Source organism: Amycolatopsis solani, assembly GCF_033441515.1.
Classification (GTDB): Bacteria; Actinomycetota; Actinomycetes; order Mycobacteriales; family Pseudonocardiaceae; genus Amycolatopsis; species Amycolatopsis solani.
In genome coordinates this window covers 922,291-937,755 of sequence record NZ_JAWQJT010000002.1, presented here as the reverse complement: position 1 = coordinate 937,755, position 15,465 = coordinate 922,291, and the positions used below count along the sequence as shown (strand labels likewise).

Genomic DNA, 15,465 nt, shown 5'->3' with positions numbered 1-15,465 from the left:
GACGACTCTAGGTGATGGCGTCGTGGAGGACTTCACCCGCGCGGACGGTCCGCAGGCAGGCCGGGAGGGCGGCGTCCGGTTCGAGCCTCGGCAGCGGCGGCACCCCGGCGCGCGGGTCGGTGGACCAGCGCTGCACGCGGCTGTCCGGGGTGGCCACGACGAGGTCGGTGGCGTCCCAGATCGCGTAGTGCGCGGGCGCGCCCGGCACGAGGCTGCCGGTGACACCGTCGTTGACGCCGGCCGCGCGGTGCCCGGCGCGGGTGTGGGCGGTGAACGCCGCCCGCGGCGACAGCCCGGCCCCCGGCGTCCGGTGGTAGGCGCCCGCGCGGACGCCGGCCCACGGGTCGAGCGGGGTCACCGGCGCGTCGGAGCCGAAGGCCAGCAGGACGCCTTCGGCGGCGAGGGTGGCGAAGGGGTTGAGCCCGGCGGCGCGGTCGGCGCCGAGGCGGTCGGCGTACATGCCGGCCGGGCCGCCCCAGAGCGCGTCGAACAGCGGCTGCACGGAGGCGACGGCGCCCCAGCCGGCCAGCAGCTTCGCCTGCTCGGCGGTGACCATCTCGACGTGCTCGAGGCGGTGGTGGGCGGCGGCGAGCGCGCGCTGGCCGACTTCCTTTTCGGCGAGCCGGAAGCCTTCGACGACTTCGGCCACGGCGGCGTCGCCGATGACGTGGAAGCCGGCCTGCAGCCCGGCTTCGGTGCAGGCGGCCAGGTGCTCGCCGATGCGGTGCGCGTCGAGGTAGCGCGTGCCGGTGCCGGGGTGGTCGGCGTAGGGGGCGCTCAGCGCGGCGGTGTGGGAGCCGAGGGAGCCGTCGACGAACAGGTCGCCGGCGAGGCCGCGCGCGCCCAGCGTCCTGGCGGTGCCGACGGCGCCGAGCTCACCCCAGTAGCCGACGACCTCGGGGGTGCCCGGGCCGGCGAGGGCGAGGAGGGCGGCGAGGTCGTCGTGGCCGGAGATGTCGGGGCCGGCGCACTCGTGGACGCTCACGATGCCCTGCTTCGCGGCTTCGGCGAGGAAGGCCCGCTGGGCGCGGTCGCGCTGCTCGGGCGTGACGGCGGCGCGCACGGCCGCGCGGACGGCGTGGTGGGCGTCGCGGGTCAGCGGGCCGTCGGGCGACCAGCCGTCGGCGGCGCGTGCGGCCGGGGCGAGGTCGACGAGGGCGGTGGAGACCAGCGCGGAGTGGACGTCGACGCGGCTGAGGTAGACGGGCGTGCCGGCGGCGGCGTCGTCGAGTTCGGCGCGGCTGGGCAGGCGCGGGTCGGTCCAGCCGGACTCGTCCCAGCCGTGGGCGAGCAGGACCTGGCCCGGCGTGACGGCGGCGCGGACCCGGCCGAGCAGGTCGGCGCGGTCGCGGACGCCGGTGAGGTCGAGCCCGGTCAGGTGCAGGCCGGTGGCGGTGGCGTGGACGTGCGCGTCGACGAAGGCGGGGGCGACGAAGGCGCCTTGGAGGTCGACGATCTCGGCGTTCGGGTGCAGGGCGCGGGCCGGGGCGTCCTGGCCGGCCCAGACCACGGTGCCGCCGGTGACCGCCATGGCCGTGGCGTCCGGGCCGGCGGGGGTGTAGATGCGCCCGCCGAGCAGGAGCGTCGTGTGTTCGTCCGTCACGCCCCTGAGTCTGCCCCTGGTGGACAGGCCTACTGCACCTGGGGGAAGACAGGTCAGCGCGCAGGAAGATTTACTCCGTGAGAACGTTATGACAGGATATTTTAACGCGTTCCCGACGACTAGGAGTACAAGTGACTGCGATCCAGGAACCTGTGACGCCTGCCGCCGCCTTCGACCAGCCCTACGAGTACGCCCGCGCCGAGCTGGTGGAACCCGACTGGCGCCGCTTCCCCGGCTGGCACGACGTGACCGAGGCCGAGTGGCGTGACGCGCAGTGGCAGCGGGTGCACTGCGTCCGCAACGCCAAGCAGCTGCGCGCCCTGATGGGCGACCTGCTCGAGGAGCGCTTCTACGACGACCTGCTCGCCGACCAGCGCGAGATGGCGACCATGTCGATGCTGCTGCCGCCGCAGATGCTCAACACGATGGCGCCCACGGCGGGCACCGACCCGGCGAAGGTCACCGAGGCGTTCTACGCCGACCCGATCCGCCGCTACATGCTCCCGGTTCGCAGCGACCGTGACCAGGTGTGGGCGAGCCACCCGCACTCGGAACGCGACTCGCTCCACGAGGCCGAGATGTGGGTCGTCGAGGGCCTGACCCACCGCTACCCGACCAAGGTGCTGGCCGAGATGATCTCGACCTGTCCCCAGTACTGCGGCCACTGCACTCGGATGGACCTGGTCGGCAACTCGACGGAGACGGTCGAGAAGCACAAGCTGACCCTCAAGCCGGTCGACCGCCAGGACGCGATGATCGCGTACCTGAAGAAGACCCCGGGCGTCCGCGACGTCGTGGTGTCGGGCGGCGACGTGGCCAACGTCCCGTGGCCGCAGCTGGAGTCGTTCCTCATGCGGCTGATGGACATCGACACCGTCCGCGACATCCGCCTGGCGACCAAGGCACTGGCCGCGCTGCCGCAGCACTGGCTCCAGCCGAAGGTCGTCGAAGGCCTCGAGCGCGTCGCCGTGACCGCCCAGCGCCGCGGCGTCAACCTGGCGATCCACACCCACGTCAACCACGCCCAGTCGGTGACGCCCTTGGTGGCGGAGGCGGCCCAGACGGCGTTGAACGTCGGTGTGCGGGACGTGCGCAACCAGGGCGTGCTGATGCGCGGCGTCAACGCGACCCCGGCGCAGCTGCTGGACCTGTGCTTCGCGTTGCAGGGCGAGGCGAACATCCTGCCGTACTACTTCTACATGTGCGACATGATCCCGAACGCGGAGCACTGGCGGGTGGCCGTGTGGGAGGCGCAGGAGCTGCAGCACTCGATCATGGGGTACCTGCCGGGGTACGCGACGCCGCGGATCGTGTGCGACGTGCCTTACGTGGGGAAGCGGTGGGTGCACCAGCTGGCGGAGTACGACCGGGAGCTGGGGATTTCGTACTGGACGAAGAACTACCGGACGGGTATCGAGCTGGACGACCCGGAAGCGTTGCAGCGGCGGTACCCGTACTACGACCCGATCTCGACGCTGCCGGAGGCCGGGCGGGCCTGGTGGGCGAACCAGCCCCGGCCTTGACCAGGTAGCTACGACTATGGGTGCGCCGGCTCGCTGTTGTTCTCCGCGAGCCGGCGCACCCGCCGCACAGGTTTCTGCGACCCGGCATTGGTGTCGGCCGAAAGCGGGGATCTGCCGGTGGACCAATTAGCCCAGTGAACGTTCCCACTCTACTGTGGACAAACGACGGCCCGTAACCGATGACGAATTACACCGACTTTCCCGGCCTCGCCAACGTCTACCTCGAAGACAGCTTTGTCCTCGCCATCGACGTGACCCCCACCTCGCTGTCCTTCCGGCTGGAAGCCGTGCTGACCCCCTCGCACCCGCGCTACCACGACCCTCGACCGGGTGAAGCGCACTGCTGCGCCGACGCCGTGCTGACCATCGCCGAGGCGACGAAGATCGAGTGGGTCACACGGTCATCCCAGAGCTACCGCGACGCCACTGGCGAAGAAGACTTCGGCAACATCGACAGCCTCCGTCGTCACGACGGTCACTACGAGCTCGCCGGCGACTGGGGGCACGTCCGGATCCACTCGAAGGCGGCACCACAGCTCACCTTCGCCGAAGAGGCCGGCCTTAGGCACTCGTTCCCGAAGACGACGTGATCGCGGATCTCGTCGGAATCCGACCGGTTCGCGGCGCACTTCATGAATCGATTTCCTCCCCGCCCCGTTTTCTGGGCCACTCGGCCGCTTCCGTTACTCACACCCCTACATCGGAACCATTCCGTGACCTTGATCAGGGGTTCGGGGTGAAACGCCGGAACCGGATGCGGCGACTAGTACAACGGGTAATCATCCTGCTACGCGAAACAGCGCAGCCGGTTCGACCACCCGCACGAGTCCGCCGGACGGGGGTGAAGATGCGCCGGACGTTCGTCGTCCCCGATTTCGTTCCTCCTGCCGGGTACGAAGACCGGCTCAAACGGGTGCTCACCGACCTGCATGACGGCCTCGGACCGACGCTCGCCGTCGCCGTGCTCGGGCTGCGCGCCGCCCGCGATCTGATCGCCCGCGACCGCGTGGCCGCCGGGGAGCTGCTGGGGCGGCTCGAAGACGAGCTCTTCCGGGCGATCACCGATCTGCGCCGGATCGTGGCCGATGCGCGGCCGCCCGCGCTCGACGATGACGGGCTCGTCCAGGCCGTGCGGCGGTACGCCGGCGTGCTCAGTGACCGGGTGCCCGCCGAACACGGGCCGCTGCGGGTCGACGTCGAGGTGCGTGGCGAGCTGCCGGCGCTGCCGGCGGAGGTCGAGGTCACCGCGTACCGGATCATCCGCGAAGCGCTCGTGAACGTCGCCCGCCATTCCGGTGCCCGTCAGTGCACCGTGACCCTCTGGCCGCAGGACGGCGACCTGCACGTGGAGATCGTCGACGACGGGGTGGGCACCGACGGCGAAGCGCTGCCCGCGGTCGGCGGGACCGGGCTGCGGTCGATGCGGGAACGCGCCGGCGACCTCGGCGGCGGCTGCCGGATCGAGCCGGTTCCTTCGGGCGGCACGCGGATCGCCGCCCGGCTCCCGCTCGCCACCAGGACGTGAGGCGATGTTCGGCACCGTGCGCGTCCTCGTCGTCGACGACCACCCCGTCTTCCGCGAAGCGTTGTGCGCGCTGCTCGACGGGACCGACGGCATGGCGGTCGCCGGGAAAGCGGCCGACGGCCACACCGCCGTCGCCCTCGCGCGGCAGCTGGAACCCGACGTCGTCCTCATGGACCTCAACCTCCCGGACCTCGACGGCGTCGAGGCGACGCGGCGGATCGTGGCCGCCGGCCCGCACACCGGCGTCCTGATGCTCACGATGTTCGAGAACGAGGCCGCGGTGTTCGCCGCGATGCGCGCGGGCGCCCGCGGCTACCTGCTCAAAGGCGCGCGCAACGAGCAGATCATCCGCGCCGTCCGGGTGATCGGCGACGGCGAGGCCATCTTCAGCCCGGCGATCGCCACCCGGGTGCTGTCGCTGCTGGGCACCGCGGTCCCGCGCGACGAGTCCTTCCCGCGGCTCACCGCCCGCGAGAAGGAGATCATGCAGCTCATCGCACGCGGCATGGGCAACGCCTCCATCGCCGACCTGCTGGTGCTGAGCCAGAAGACCGTGCGCAACCACGTCTCCCACATCTTCCGCAAGCTCCGGGTCACCGACCGCGCCCAGGCCATCGCCAAGGCCAAAGAGACCGGCATTGCCCGATCGGAGTAAGGAAAGCGGGACATATCGGGACACCTGATCCCTGTTCGGCGAGCCCTCGCACCCCGATCCTGGGTGCAGGGAACCGACGTCGTTCGAGGGAGGGCCACACCGATGTTCACCGACCAGGTTCCGGTGCTGCTGCACGCCACCGACACCATCACCCACGCGGGCGTCACCGCCGCGCTGCGCTCACGCCCCGAGATCCGCTTCGCCGACGAAGACTGCGGTGAACAGGCCGTGGTGCTGGTCATCGTCGAACGGCTGAACGAGGACTCCCGGCAGCTGCTGCGCAGCCTCCAGCGCGCCAACCACGCCGGCATCGTCCTGGTCGCCGGGGAGGTCGAGGACTCGGAGCTGCTCGACGTCGTGGGCAACGGCGTCTCGGCGATCATCCGCCGGGCCGACGCCACCCCCGACACGCTCGTGCGGCTCGTCAAGACCGCGGCCGTCGGCGAAGGCGCGCTGCCGCCGGACCTGCTCGGGCGCCTGCTGTCCCGGGTGTCCCGGCTGCAACGCGACGTGCTGCGCCCGAACGGGTGGGACCTCGCCGGGATGTCCCAGCGGGAGACCCGCGTGCTGCGGCTGATCGCCGAGGGCTTCGAGACCAAGGAGATCGCCGACCAGCTGAGCTACTCCGAGCGGACGGTGAAGTCGATCCTGCACGACATCACCAACCGCTTCCAGCTCCGCAACCGCGCCCACGCCGTCGCGTTCGCCATGCGCGAAGGGCTGATCTGACACGGTTTTCTACTCGATCCGGCCGGAGAAGGAGACCGACGGCGTGCAGCGGCCGCGGTCGCCCGGGTTCTGGCAGCTGACCGCGAGGACGATCTTCTCCCCCGGCTGGAACCGCCACGCCTGCAGCCAGTGGTGGTCGAGGTCGCGGAAGTTGGAGAGGCCGACTTCCAGCAGGACGCTCTTGGTGCCACCGGAATCCCGCAGCAGCCGCAGGGTTCCGGTGTCCCCGCGCGGGTTCTGCAGGATCAGGTCGGTGATCACCAGCGTCTTGCCCGGATCGGGCATCGTGTAGGGGAATTCGGCGAACCGGTTGACGTTCGAGTCGATGTTCGCGTCCGCGGCCACCCGGAAGTCGGTCGGGGTCCCCGCGGTGCCGTCGTTCGGACGGCTCGGAACGGTGCCGTTCGAGACACCACCGGTGTTCCCGCCCGGCGGGGTCAGGCCGACGGCCTTCATCGCGTCCTCGGAGTTCTGCTTGGCCTGCCCGGCGTCCTTTTTGGCCTGGTCGGCGCCGGCGCCGGCGTCCTGCGCGGCTTTCACGATCTCCTGGTTCTGCTCCTGCGCGGCCTCCCGGGCGGCGGACTTCACCGCGGGCCGCAGGACGGTGAACCACAGCGTCACCAGTGCGAGCAGGAGCACCAGCAGCGCGGCGAGCGCGGGCAGCAGCCACTTGGGCAGCAGCTGCCGCTGCACCATGGTGCCTTCGGTCTTGAGCGGCTCGCCGCCGTCGGCGGTGACGAACACGTGGAAGCGGTGCCGGACGGGTTGCCCGCGCAGGAACCGTTTCCGCGGCTTCGCCCGCATCCGGACGAACGCGGCCGTGCCCGGCGCCAGATCGGCCCGCTCGCGTTCGAGCCGGAACTCCAGCTCGTCCTCGGGGTCGAGCGGGCTCAGCTCCACCGCCACCGGCCGGTTGCCCCGGTTGTCGACGGCGACCTCGAAGTCCGCCTTGGACCCGCCCTCCACCTTCGCCGGCACGATCTCGGCGGTCACCTCGGTGAAGGCGCCGAGCTGGACGGTGCCCTCCTCCACCACCGACCCCGCGGGGTCTTCGCTCGAGAACACCCGGACCCCGAACGGGATCGTGCCGGCGGGGACGTCGGAGGACCGGGGTGGGGTGAAGCGCACGGTGACGGTGCCCGTCTCCCCCGGCAGCAGGTTGACCGTCGCCGGTTCCGCGGTGGCCCAGCCACTCGCGTCACCCACGACGTCGACCGCGAACCGGTCGACGACCTGCCCGGCGTTGCGGATGCTCACCGAGCACGTCGTCTCCTGGCCCGGTTCCGCGACCAGGCCGGCTTCCGACAGCGTCGCCGTTGCTCCCATGCAGGGAAGTCTCCGCGCCCGCCACCCGCGGCGGCACCGGCGGACGGGTGTGCACCCGTGCGCCGGTGGTTGCCCGTACGGGCAGCGGCGGAGGTCAGCCCCGGGTGATGAACGGCGGTTGCTCCGTGCGGAGCACGACCACGATCGGATTCGACTGCACCGCTTGGAACTTCGGCCCGATCACCGAAGCCGCCGACACCGTGCGCGGTCCGATCAGGTCGTGGTGGAAGATCAGGAACTGCGTCTGGAACTTCCCGTCCGCGCCCACGGTGACCGGGCCCTGGTCCGGCGAGATGCCGGCCGACCACGCCAGCCGGACCGCCGCGCCCGGCGGGAAATCCGTGCCGGTCACCCGCGCCACGAAGCCGAGCGGGCCGATCCCCGGATCCACCGTCACCACCGGCTGCCGGATCACCACGCGTGCGCTCGCGGTGTTGTCGGCGGCGGTGGTGTCCGGTCCGCTCGTGCCGACCGTCGCCGACACCGGGGCGTCCACCGCGGCCTTGGCCGCCAGCGCGATCCGGACCTCGACCGTCTGGCCGGGTGCCAGCGTCCCGAGCGCGCAGCTGCCGCCGCCCGGCGCGCACCCCGGCGTCACCGCGGTCGCGGGCAGTCCCGGCGGCAGCTGGGTGACCAGCCGCACGTCCGGCATCGGCGCCCCGGAACCGTTGTGGACCAGGAAGGTCAGCACGACGTCGTCGCCGCCGACGAACAGCGGCACGGCCGACACCGCCATCCCCAGCGACAGCGACCCCGGGGTGACGGGGGGCAGCGGCTTCTCGGCGACGGTGACGACCGCCGTGGCGGAGTTGTCCCGCACGTCGGCGTCCCCGCCCGCCGTGGTGACCGTGCCGGTCGCGGCCTGCGGCCCGGCCACGACGCCGGTGGCGCTGAACCGCACCCGCACCTGGGCGCCCGGGGCAAGCGCGCCGAACGCGCAGACCAGGTCCGGCGTGCAGGTGCCGGCGGTGGTGATGGGCGCCTGCGGCCGCAGGCCGGCGGTCAGCCGGACGAACAGGCCGGCGCCGGGCGCGACCGCGGCCCCGTGGTTGGTGACCACGAACTCGAACGTCGTGAGGCCGCCGAACGCGATCGCGGCGGGGACGGCCGTGGCGGTCACGGCGACGTCGGCGATCCGCTGGAACGCCGGCTGCGACGCCCCGCCGGGACCGGCGATCAGCACCGCGGGCGCGCCACCGGCGGCGGGCACGACCTGGATGCCCGGCCGGGATTCCCCGGGTGCGCTGTCGAAGGCGACCAGTGCGCCGTCCGGCGACCACGCCGGGTCGTCGACGAACCCGGCGTCCTGCGCCAGCACCCGGCCCTGGCCGCCGTCGGCGGGCGCGGCGCAGATCAGCCGGTTGTCGTTCTGGAACACGATCGTGGCGCCGTCCGGTGACACATCGGCCGAGCCCTGCCGGCCGGTGCCGCACGGCGTGCCGAACGAGGGCGAGAGGTCCCGCTGGGTTCCGGTGCCGACGCTGTCGGGCGCCGGGGCGAGCTCGACTTGCCACAGTTCTTGCCGTTCCCCGCCCGGGTCGACCGCCATGACGGCGGTTTCGGTGGCGGTGCCGTTCCGCCCGGTCGCGGTGCACGTCACGGTGGTGGCCCCGACCGGGAACAGGCTGCCCGACGACGGTGTGCAGAACGGCGTGATCGGGGTTTCGCGGTCGGCGTCGATCGCGGTCGCGGGGTACTCGATGACCGTCGGGGCGGTGCCGGTCACCGTCGTGTCGTGGACGGTGATCAGTGGGAGCCGCGGGTCCTTGACCCGCACCGTGACGTCCTCGGTGTAGCCGGGGCGCGCGGTGGGCTCGCCGTTGAGCCGGAACTCGACGCGGCAGTGCAGGCGGGCGCCCAGGGGCGCGGTCGCGGCGACGATCGCGGTCTCGGTGAACCGCGCGGGGGTGCCGCCCGGGACCTGTTGGGCGCCTTCCGGATCGAAGGTGAGGGTCAGGCCGCTGTCGCAGAAGGGCACCGGCCGCACCGAGACCGGGAGGTCGCCGATGCCCTTGATGATCGCCTCCGTGATCCCCGCCGCTTCGGTGCCCGCGGTGAGGACGCCGTCGGTCCCGTTCGCGACCGCGGTCGCCTGCCCCCGGTAGTCGAGGGTCGAGTCCGCGCCTTCGCCGCCGGTGACCGCGGGCACGGCCACCACGCTGATCTTCGCCGCGTTCAGCGCCGCGATCACCGCGGCTTTGACCGCCGAGCCCTTCTCGGGCGGGTCTTCGTGGCTGGCCGCGTCCCCGACCAGCACGATGATCCGGCTGCTGTCCGGGCGGAACGTGATCGCGCCGGTCGCGACCTTCTGCAGCGCCGCGAGCCAGTCTTCGGCCGTGTCGCCGCCGAAGTCGGCCCGGATCCGGCCGAACGCGTCGGCCAGCAGCGTGCGGCCGGGGTCCGCGGGATCGGCGCCCACCGCCGTCAGCGGCTGCTGGACGAAGAAGGAACGCGGGACGCGCGTTCCGCCGATGACGTCGTCCGGGTCGGCGGCGTCGCCGAAGGCCGCGACCGCGAACCGCACGTCGGCTTCCCGCGTCCGCACGGCGTCGATGACCGCGCCGAGGTTCTGCTTCACCTGGCCGAGCACCCCGGGTCCGCCTTCGCCGCCGCCCATCGAAGCGGTCTGGTCCATCAGCAGGACGATGTCGGGCTTGGAGCGGATCTTGTCGGTCGGCACGGTCTTCCCGATGGTCGCCGAAGAGCCTTGGCCGACCGGGATGTCGACGACGGCGGGGTCCACTCTGGACGGTCCTGGTGGTGGCGTCCGGGTGGCCGCGCGCGTCAGGGTGATCTTCGTGCCGTCGGCCGACCACACCGGCTGCGAGTCGTCGCCGCGCAGGTGCGGTGGCATCGGGATCTCGCCGAGAACGAGGCCGTCGGCGACCCGGGCGATCCGGACGACGTCCCGGCGGCTCTCGCCTTCGAAGACGGTGTCGGTGTACGCGATCGTCGTCGCGTCCGGGGACCACGCCGGGTGCCGCTCGCGTTTGGTCCCGGCCACCGGGCCGGTTAGCGTACGAGGTGCGCTGCCGTCGGCGTTCGCCACGAAGATCTCGGTCCGCGCGGATTCGCCGGGGCCGGCCTGGGTGTAGGCCAGCAGCGTGCCGTCGGCGGAGAACGCGGGGTCGAACTCGTCGGCGTCGGGGCGCTGGGTGAGGTCCCGGCGGTCGCCGCCGGTCGCGTCCGCGCTCCAGACGTCGGTGCTGCCGCCCGCGCGCAGCTCGGTGAACACCGGCTGCCCGCTCGCCCGGAACGCCGGTTCGGTCTCGCCGGTGCCGGGCAGCGCCGAGATGGCCGAGACCCGGCCGCCGGAGACCTGCTTGACGTCGCCGAGCGGGTCCGGCGTGTGGGTGGTGAACGCCAGCCGGGTGCCGTCCGGGGACCACGCGGGCTCGGCGGAGTCCCCGGGATCGGGCACCGCGCGGGTGACCGCGCCCCCGGTGTCGGCCATCAGCACGACGTCGCCCGCCGGGTGGAAGCGCGTGGTGGTGAACGCGATCCGCGCCGGCCCCCAGGCGGGCTGGGTGTCCGCGGCCGGATCCGCGGTCAGGCGGGTGGGGACGCCGCCGGCGGCCGGGACGGTGTAGATGTCCCCGGCGGGGTCGTCGCGGGTGCTGCTGAACGCCAGCCGGGTGCCGTCGGGTGACCAGCTCGGCGAGTCGTCGGCGGCCGGCCCGGTGGTCAGCTGGCGCAGGCCGCGGCCGTCCACGCCGATCACGAACAGCTTCCGGCTGCCGGTGCGGTCCGAGGCGAACGCGACCGTGCGGCCGTCGGGGGACAGCGCGGGGTGGGTGTCCACGGTCTCGTCGGTGGTGAGCCGCACCGGAGCCTTGGCGGTGTCACTCAAGAAGAACAGCTCGCCGTCCCGCTCGGCGCCGCCAGCGGACGGCGCGCGGTGGCTGACCCACACGATGCCGCCGGTGCCCGCGGACGCGTCGGAGTCGACGCTCCCGGCCCCGGGCGGCAGCGCCGGTTCCGCGCCTTCCGGGCCCGGCTGGAACAGGCCGGTGGTGGCCGCGCTGACGTAGCCGACGCGGTAGGGCGCCGCCCCCGGTGCGGGTGCCTGCGCCGCGGTCGGCGAGAGCGCTCCGCCGATCGCCCAGCCGCCGAGCACCGCGACGACCGCGGTGCCCGCCACCACCCGGTTCGCGCGCATGGTCGGTCCTCCCCAAGCTGTCGGTGGCTCAGCCGGCTTCGAACAGTTCGATCTCGGAGATCGCGACGTCGGTGCCGTTGAGCGAGCGGTGCAGCCCGGTCACGTGCAGCTCGACGCTGGTCGCGCCGGCGCTGTTCTCGATCGGGACTTCCTGGGCGTCGGGCGTGTCGGCCAGCGCCATGTCGTAGGTCTTGCCGGTGGAGAAGACCAGGTGCAGCTTCTGCGGCCGGTGCGCGGCCTGGAAGTTCGCGGCGTCGCCGGAGTACACGATCGCCTTCCGCAGGTCCGCGGGGTGGTCGAAGGTGAACACCAGCGCGGGTTCCCGGTCGGTCGGGGCCGCCCAGAAGGTGTTCTTGGCGTTGTCGCTGACCAGCGGGGCCGCGTGCCCGGTCACCTGCGCGGTCGCGGTCACCTTGACCGGGCGGACCGGGTTCAGCTTGGCCTCGAAGATGCCGGTCACCTGGCCCCACAGCCCGGTCGCCGCGGTGTTGATCGCCCCACGGAACGGCTGGTAGAGCGCGTAGACCAGCGCCGCGAGCACCAGCGCCACCGCGACGGCGCGGCGGATCACCTTGCCGGCGGTCCGGCGCGCGGCCCCGGCCCGCCCGGTCCGGCGGCGGACGCCGTCCTTGCCCGGCCGGGCCCCGGCTTTGTGCTCCTTCGGCTTGCGGCCGAACAGCCGCCGCCACCACGACGTCTTGACGACCTCGGACTCGGCCAGCGACGCGCCGCAGCGGCCGCAGAAGTTGCGGGTGGGCACGTTGCCCTTGCCGCACCGGCCGCAGATCAGGTCGCCAGGGTGGAGGACCTGGTCCTCGACGGTCTGCCGCACCGGCTGCCGGACCGGGGCGAGCGGCTCGGCGGGCTGCACGACCTGCTGCTGCACCACCGGCTGCGACCGCACCGCGACGGGGCCGTCGTCCCACTTCAGGTACCGGCCGCATTCACCGCAGAACTCGACGTCGGCGGGACCCTGGTGCCCGCACTCGGCGTAGATGACCATCCGCTACCCCTCCACCACTTCCACCGCGACCCGCACGTGGGCGGGCACCGCGTCCACGACCGCCGCCGTCAGCCGCCGCCGGTCCACCCGGGCCGGGTCGGGCACCCGGACTCGCACCTGCACCCAGGCCGGGCCCGGGTCCGGCAGCGGCGCGCCGGGCCGCGGCGAGGCCACGACCCCGCCGCTGTCGGTCAGCTCGACCACGCCACCGGTGAGCAGCCGCACGTGCTCGGCCAGGCCACGCCGGGTGCCGCGCCACCGGTGCAGCTCGACCGACCGCGTGACCAGCTCCCGCAGCTGCGCCGGGCTCCAGCTCTCGTCGACGCGCAGCGCGACCCAGTGCGCCAGCCAGCCGACGAAGTCCTCGGGCGCCACCCCCGGGTCCAGGTAGCCCGCGAAGTTGTCCAATGTGGACAGGATCGGGGCGAGGACCTCGTCGAGCGCGCCGGTGAAGCCCCGCACGAACCGGTCGTCGGCGTACACCGCGGGCAGCTGCTCGCCGATCGGGTGCGGGCTCGGCAGGCCCGGGATCCCGGCCCTCATGCGCCGGCCTCCCGCACCCGCACCTGGTGCCCGAACGAGAACGCGAGCGCCTGCGGCGGCAGGTCGAGCCGGTCGGCCTGGTCGCCGCGTTCGCGGGTGATCGGGTTCGCGGCGAACAGGCGCACGTCTTCCACCAGCTCGACGCCGGGAAGCCGTTGCAGCACCGCGAAGACCTCGCCCGACTGCACCGGCCGCCCGAACGGCCAGCCGTCGCCGTCCGGGCCGCCGCTGAGCGGGTTGAAGTAGTCGTAGAGGGCCTGGGTCGCCCGCGCGCCGAGCGTGCCCGCCGTCGTCCGGCGCCGGGCGCGCAGCCGCGCGACCACCGTGACGCCCTGGTAGAACGGCGGCTCGACGGACACGAGTGCGCCCACGCAGCGCCGTTCGTCGAGGTGGCGCTCGATCCGGGCGCGCATGCCGGGGTCGAGCATCAGGGCCGAGAAGGCGAGTTCGCCGGTGTCGGGCACCGCCGGCACGACCAGGACCCGGATCGCGCCGGTCTCGCGGCCGTCGGCGCCGTGCGCCGGGATGCACCGCACGCGCGCCGCTTCCGGCGCCGCTTCGCGCGCGAGCTGTTCGTAGTCCTCGGCGGTCACCGCGCGGTCGCGGGTGCGCAGCAGCAGCGGGCCGCGGACCTGCGCGTCCCGCACCGACTCGCCGTCCACCCCGCCGATCGCGGGACGGCGGTTGACCACGCTGCTCACGAACGGGATCGGGTCCCGCTGCACCTCGAGGACCTCGCGGGCGACGTTGCCGCGCCGCCCGCCGCCGGACCGGTATTCGGGCACGCGGATCGCGGCGGACTTGGCCGGCACGGCGCCGTAGTACCGGAGGCCGCCCTCGGGCTGGCGCACCGCGGGACCGAACACGACTTCCCCGCCGACCCGGTCGAGGACGACGTGCCGGTCGCCGGGTCCGGAGCCGGCGAACGACCGGACCTCGGTCCACTGCTGCCAGCCGTCCGGGCCCGAGACCTCGACGACCAGCTCGCCGTCCCCGGCGACCACCGGCGGCCGGCCGAGCGGGAACCGCTGGCCCGGCGTGCCGTCCGAGGTCCCGGCGATCTCGTTGCGGATGATCTCGGCGTGCACGGCACCGGCCGTGCCGCCGATGGTCGAGGCCTCGACCGCGTGCAGCCGTGGCGAGCGCTGGTAGAACGGCTGGTTCTCCTTGGCCTCGACCAGCCGGCACCGCAGCCACCCCGCGCGTCGGCGGGCGAGCACCGACATCTCGTGGCCGTGCGGGACGTGCACGACGACGTCCCCGGCGCGGTTGAACGCGCCGGTGCTGTCGCGGTCGACCTCGCACGCCACCCAGCCGGAGCCGTCCCAGGCCTCCCACCGCCACGGCGGGTCGTGCGGGTCGACGCCCTGGCCCTCGACCTCGCAGTCCAGCCGCAGCAGCACCGCGCAGCCGGGCACCGCGTCCGACAGGCCGAAGCAGACCGCGTCGCCGGGGGCCGGGGTTTCGGCGAAGGCCGCGGGCCCGCCACCCACGAGGAGCTCGTCGGTGCGGTCGACCGGCGGGAGGCCGGTGTCGGACGTGCTGGTCGCCAGGTGCGCGAGCGAGCACGGCACGATGGTCAGCGTCCGCTCGACGGTGAACACGACGGGGTCCTCGACCTCGGTGCGCACACTCGCGACCTGCTTGCCCGCCGCGACGACCACCGGGACGTCCCGGGCGGCCGAAAGCCAGAACGTCACGTCGGCGCGCGCCGCGGCCGGCGGGAACAGGCGCACCCCGATCAGCTCGAGGAACCGCAGGTAGTGCCGGTCGGGCACCCGGTTGAGCCGGTAGAGCAGCTGGTCGACCATCTGCGCGAACGTCTCGATCAGCGTGACGCCCGGGTCGGAGACGTTGTGGTCGGTCCACTCCGGGCAGTTGCGCTGGACCAGGTACTTGGCTTCGTCGACCAGGTCCTGGAACCGGCGGTCGTCGAGGTTGGGCAGCGGCAGGGACATCACGCACCGTCCACTGGGGAATCGAGCGCTGCGGACTCGTGCGGCGGGATCACGTAGAAGGGGAAGACGAGGTTGCGCGGGTCGTTCGTGCCGCGCAGGTGGTAGCGGATGTCGATGAGCAGGGTGCCCCGGTCGGCCGCGTCGAAGCCGACGACGACGTCGTCGAGGGTGATCCGCGGCTCCCAGCGCTCCAGCGCGGTCCGCACCTCGTAGGCGATCTGCCCGGCGGTCGCCGCGTCGGCCGGCGCGAACACCAGGTCGTGGACCGCGCAGCCGAACTCCGGGCGCATCGGGCGCTCGCCCGGCGACGTGGCCAGGATCAGCCGGATGCTCTCGACGACCTCGCGTTCGCCGCCGACCAGCGCGATCGACCCGGTCGCGTCGGTGTGCAGCGGGAACGCCAGTCCCCGGCCCAGGAAGTCCTTCATCGGCACCGTCACT

Annotated in this window: 12 protein-coding genes; 5 read left to right on the top strand and 7 right to left on the bottom strand. The window is 73.2% G+C overall.

The genetic code is table 11. The features are described from left to right. Window positions 1-7: 7 nt before the first annotated feature. The gene (locus SD460_RS24955) at window positions 8-1,603 is read right to left on the bottom strand and encodes an amidohydrolase (protein WP_318306806.1); all 1,596 of its coding nucleotides are present in this window, start codon (window positions 1,601-1,603) and stop codon (window positions 8-10) included. A 131-nt stretch (window positions 1,604-1,734) separates the two neighbouring features. Here SD460_RS24955 and SD460_RS24950 point away from each other — a divergent pair, with 131 nt between their 5' ends. From SD460_RS24950 to SD460_RS24930, 5 genes are all read left to right on the top strand, one after another. Further along, the gene (locus SD460_RS24950) at window positions 1,735-3,126 is read left to right on the top strand and encodes a KamA family radical SAM protein (protein WP_290061624.1); all 1,392 of its coding nucleotides are present in this window, start codon (window positions 1,735-1,737) and stop codon (window positions 3,124-3,126) included. 179 nt (window positions 3,127-3,305) lie between these two features. Continuing rightward, entirely contained in the window at window positions 3,306-3,716 is a 411-nt protein-coding gene (locus SD460_RS24945) for a hypothetical protein (protein WP_290061623.1), read from the top strand. A gap of 257 nt (window positions 3,717-3,973) precedes the next feature. Continuing rightward, a complete protein-coding gene (locus tag SD460_RS24940) occupies window positions 3,974-4,651 on the top strand; it encodes a sensor histidine kinase (protein ID WP_290061622.1) in 678 nt (225 codons plus the stop codon). Window positions 4,652-4,655: 4 nt separating this feature from the next. Beyond that, window positions 4,656-5,306 (top strand): response regulator, encoded by a 651-nt coding sequence (locus tag SD460_RS24935; protein WP_318306805.1) that lies wholly within the window; start codon window positions 4,656-4,658, stop codon window positions 5,304-5,306. 102 nt (window positions 5,307-5,408) lie between these two features. Next, complete coding sequence (locus SD460_RS24930; RefSeq protein ID WP_290061620.1) at window positions 5,409-6,035, top strand: response regulator transcription factor; 627 nt, start codon at window positions 5,409-5,411, stop codon at window positions 6,033-6,035. A gap of 9 nt (window positions 6,036-6,044) precedes the next feature. Here SD460_RS24930 and SD460_RS24925 read toward each other — a convergent pair whose 3' ends face one another. From SD460_RS24925 to SD460_RS24900, 6 genes are all read right to left on the bottom strand, one after another. Then, on the bottom strand, window positions 6,045-7,361 hold the full coding sequence (locus tag SD460_RS24925) for a COG1470 family protein (RefSeq protein ID WP_318306804.1): 1,317 nt from the start codon (window positions 7,359-7,361) through the stop codon (window positions 6,045-6,047). 94 nt (window positions 7,362-7,455) lie between these two features. After that, window positions 7,456-11,520, bottom strand: coding sequence for a translocation protein TolB (locus SD460_RS24920; RefSeq protein ID WP_318306803.1), 4,065 nt, complete (start codon window positions 11,518-11,520; stop codon window positions 7,456-7,458). A gap of 28 nt (window positions 11,521-11,548) precedes the next feature. Continuing rightward, the gene (locus tag SD460_RS24915) at window positions 11,549-12,523 is read right to left on the bottom strand and encodes an NADase-type glycan-binding domain-containing protein (RefSeq protein ID WP_318306802.1); all 975 of its coding nucleotides are present in this window, start codon (window positions 12,521-12,523) and stop codon (window positions 11,549-11,551) included. A gap of 3 nt (window positions 12,524-12,526) precedes the next feature. Then, complete coding sequence (locus SD460_RS24910) at window positions 12,527-13,066, bottom strand: phage tail protein (protein ID WP_318306801.1); 540 nt, start codon at window positions 13,064-13,066, stop codon at window positions 12,527-12,529. Then, window positions 13,063-15,024 (bottom strand): putative baseplate assembly protein, encoded by a 1,962-nt coding sequence (locus SD460_RS24905; protein ID WP_318306800.1) that lies wholly within the window; start codon window positions 15,022-15,024, stop codon window positions 13,063-13,065. Before SD460_RS24905 ends, SD460_RS24910 begins: the two co-directional genes overlap by 4 nt. Then, window positions 15,024-15,452, bottom strand: coding sequence for a GPW/gp25 family protein (locus SD460_RS24900; protein WP_318307208.1), 429 nt, complete (start codon window positions 15,450-15,452; stop codon window positions 15,024-15,026). Before SD460_RS24900 ends, SD460_RS24905 begins: the two co-directional genes overlap by 1 nt. Between the last annotated feature and the right edge of the window lie 13 nt (window positions 15,453-15,465).

What these genes read in the sequence shown, in the direction of transcription:
- SD460_RS24945 (WP_290061623.1), top strand. Translation starts at nt 3,306, where the DNA reads ATGACGAATTACACCGACTTTCCCGGCCTCGCCAACGTCTACCTCGAA.
- SD460_RS24940 (WP_290061622.1), top strand. Translation starts at nt 3,974, where the DNA reads ATGCGCCGGACGTTCGTCGTCCCCGATTTCGTTCCTCCTGCCGGGTAC.
- SD460_RS24935 (WP_318306805.1), top strand. Translation starts at nt 4,656, where the DNA reads ATGTTCGGCACCGTGCGCGTCCTCGTCGTCGACGACCACCCCGTCTTC.
- SD460_RS24930 (WP_290061620.1), top strand. Translation starts at nt 5,409, where the DNA reads ATGTTCACCGACCAGGTTCCGGTGCTGCTGCACGCCACCGACACCATC.
- SD460_RS24925 (WP_318306804.1), bottom strand. Translation starts at nt 7,361, where the DNA reads ATGGGAGCAACGGCGACGCTGTCGGAAGCCGGCCTGGTCGCGGAACCG.
- SD460_RS24920 (WP_318306803.1), bottom strand. Translation starts at nt 11,520, where the DNA reads ATGCGCGCGAACCGGGTGGTGGCGGGCACCGCGGTCGTCGCGGTGCTC.
- SD460_RS24915 (WP_318306802.1), bottom strand. Translation starts at nt 12,523, where the DNA reads ATGGTCATCTACGCCGAGTGCGGGCACCAGGGTCCCGCCGACGTCGAG.
- SD460_RS24910 (WP_318306801.1), bottom strand. Translation starts at nt 13,066, where the DNA reads ATGAGGGCCGGGATCCCGGGCCTGCCGAGCCCGCACCCGATCGGCGAG.
- SD460_RS24905 (WP_318306800.1), bottom strand. Translation starts at nt 15,024, where the DNA reads ATGTCCCTGCCGCTGCCCAACCTCGACGACCGCCGGTTCCAGGACCTG.
- SD460_RS24900 (WP_318307208.1), bottom strand. Translation starts at nt 15,452, where the DNA reads ATGAAGGACTTCCTGGGCCGGGGACTGGCGTTCCCGCTGCACACCGAC.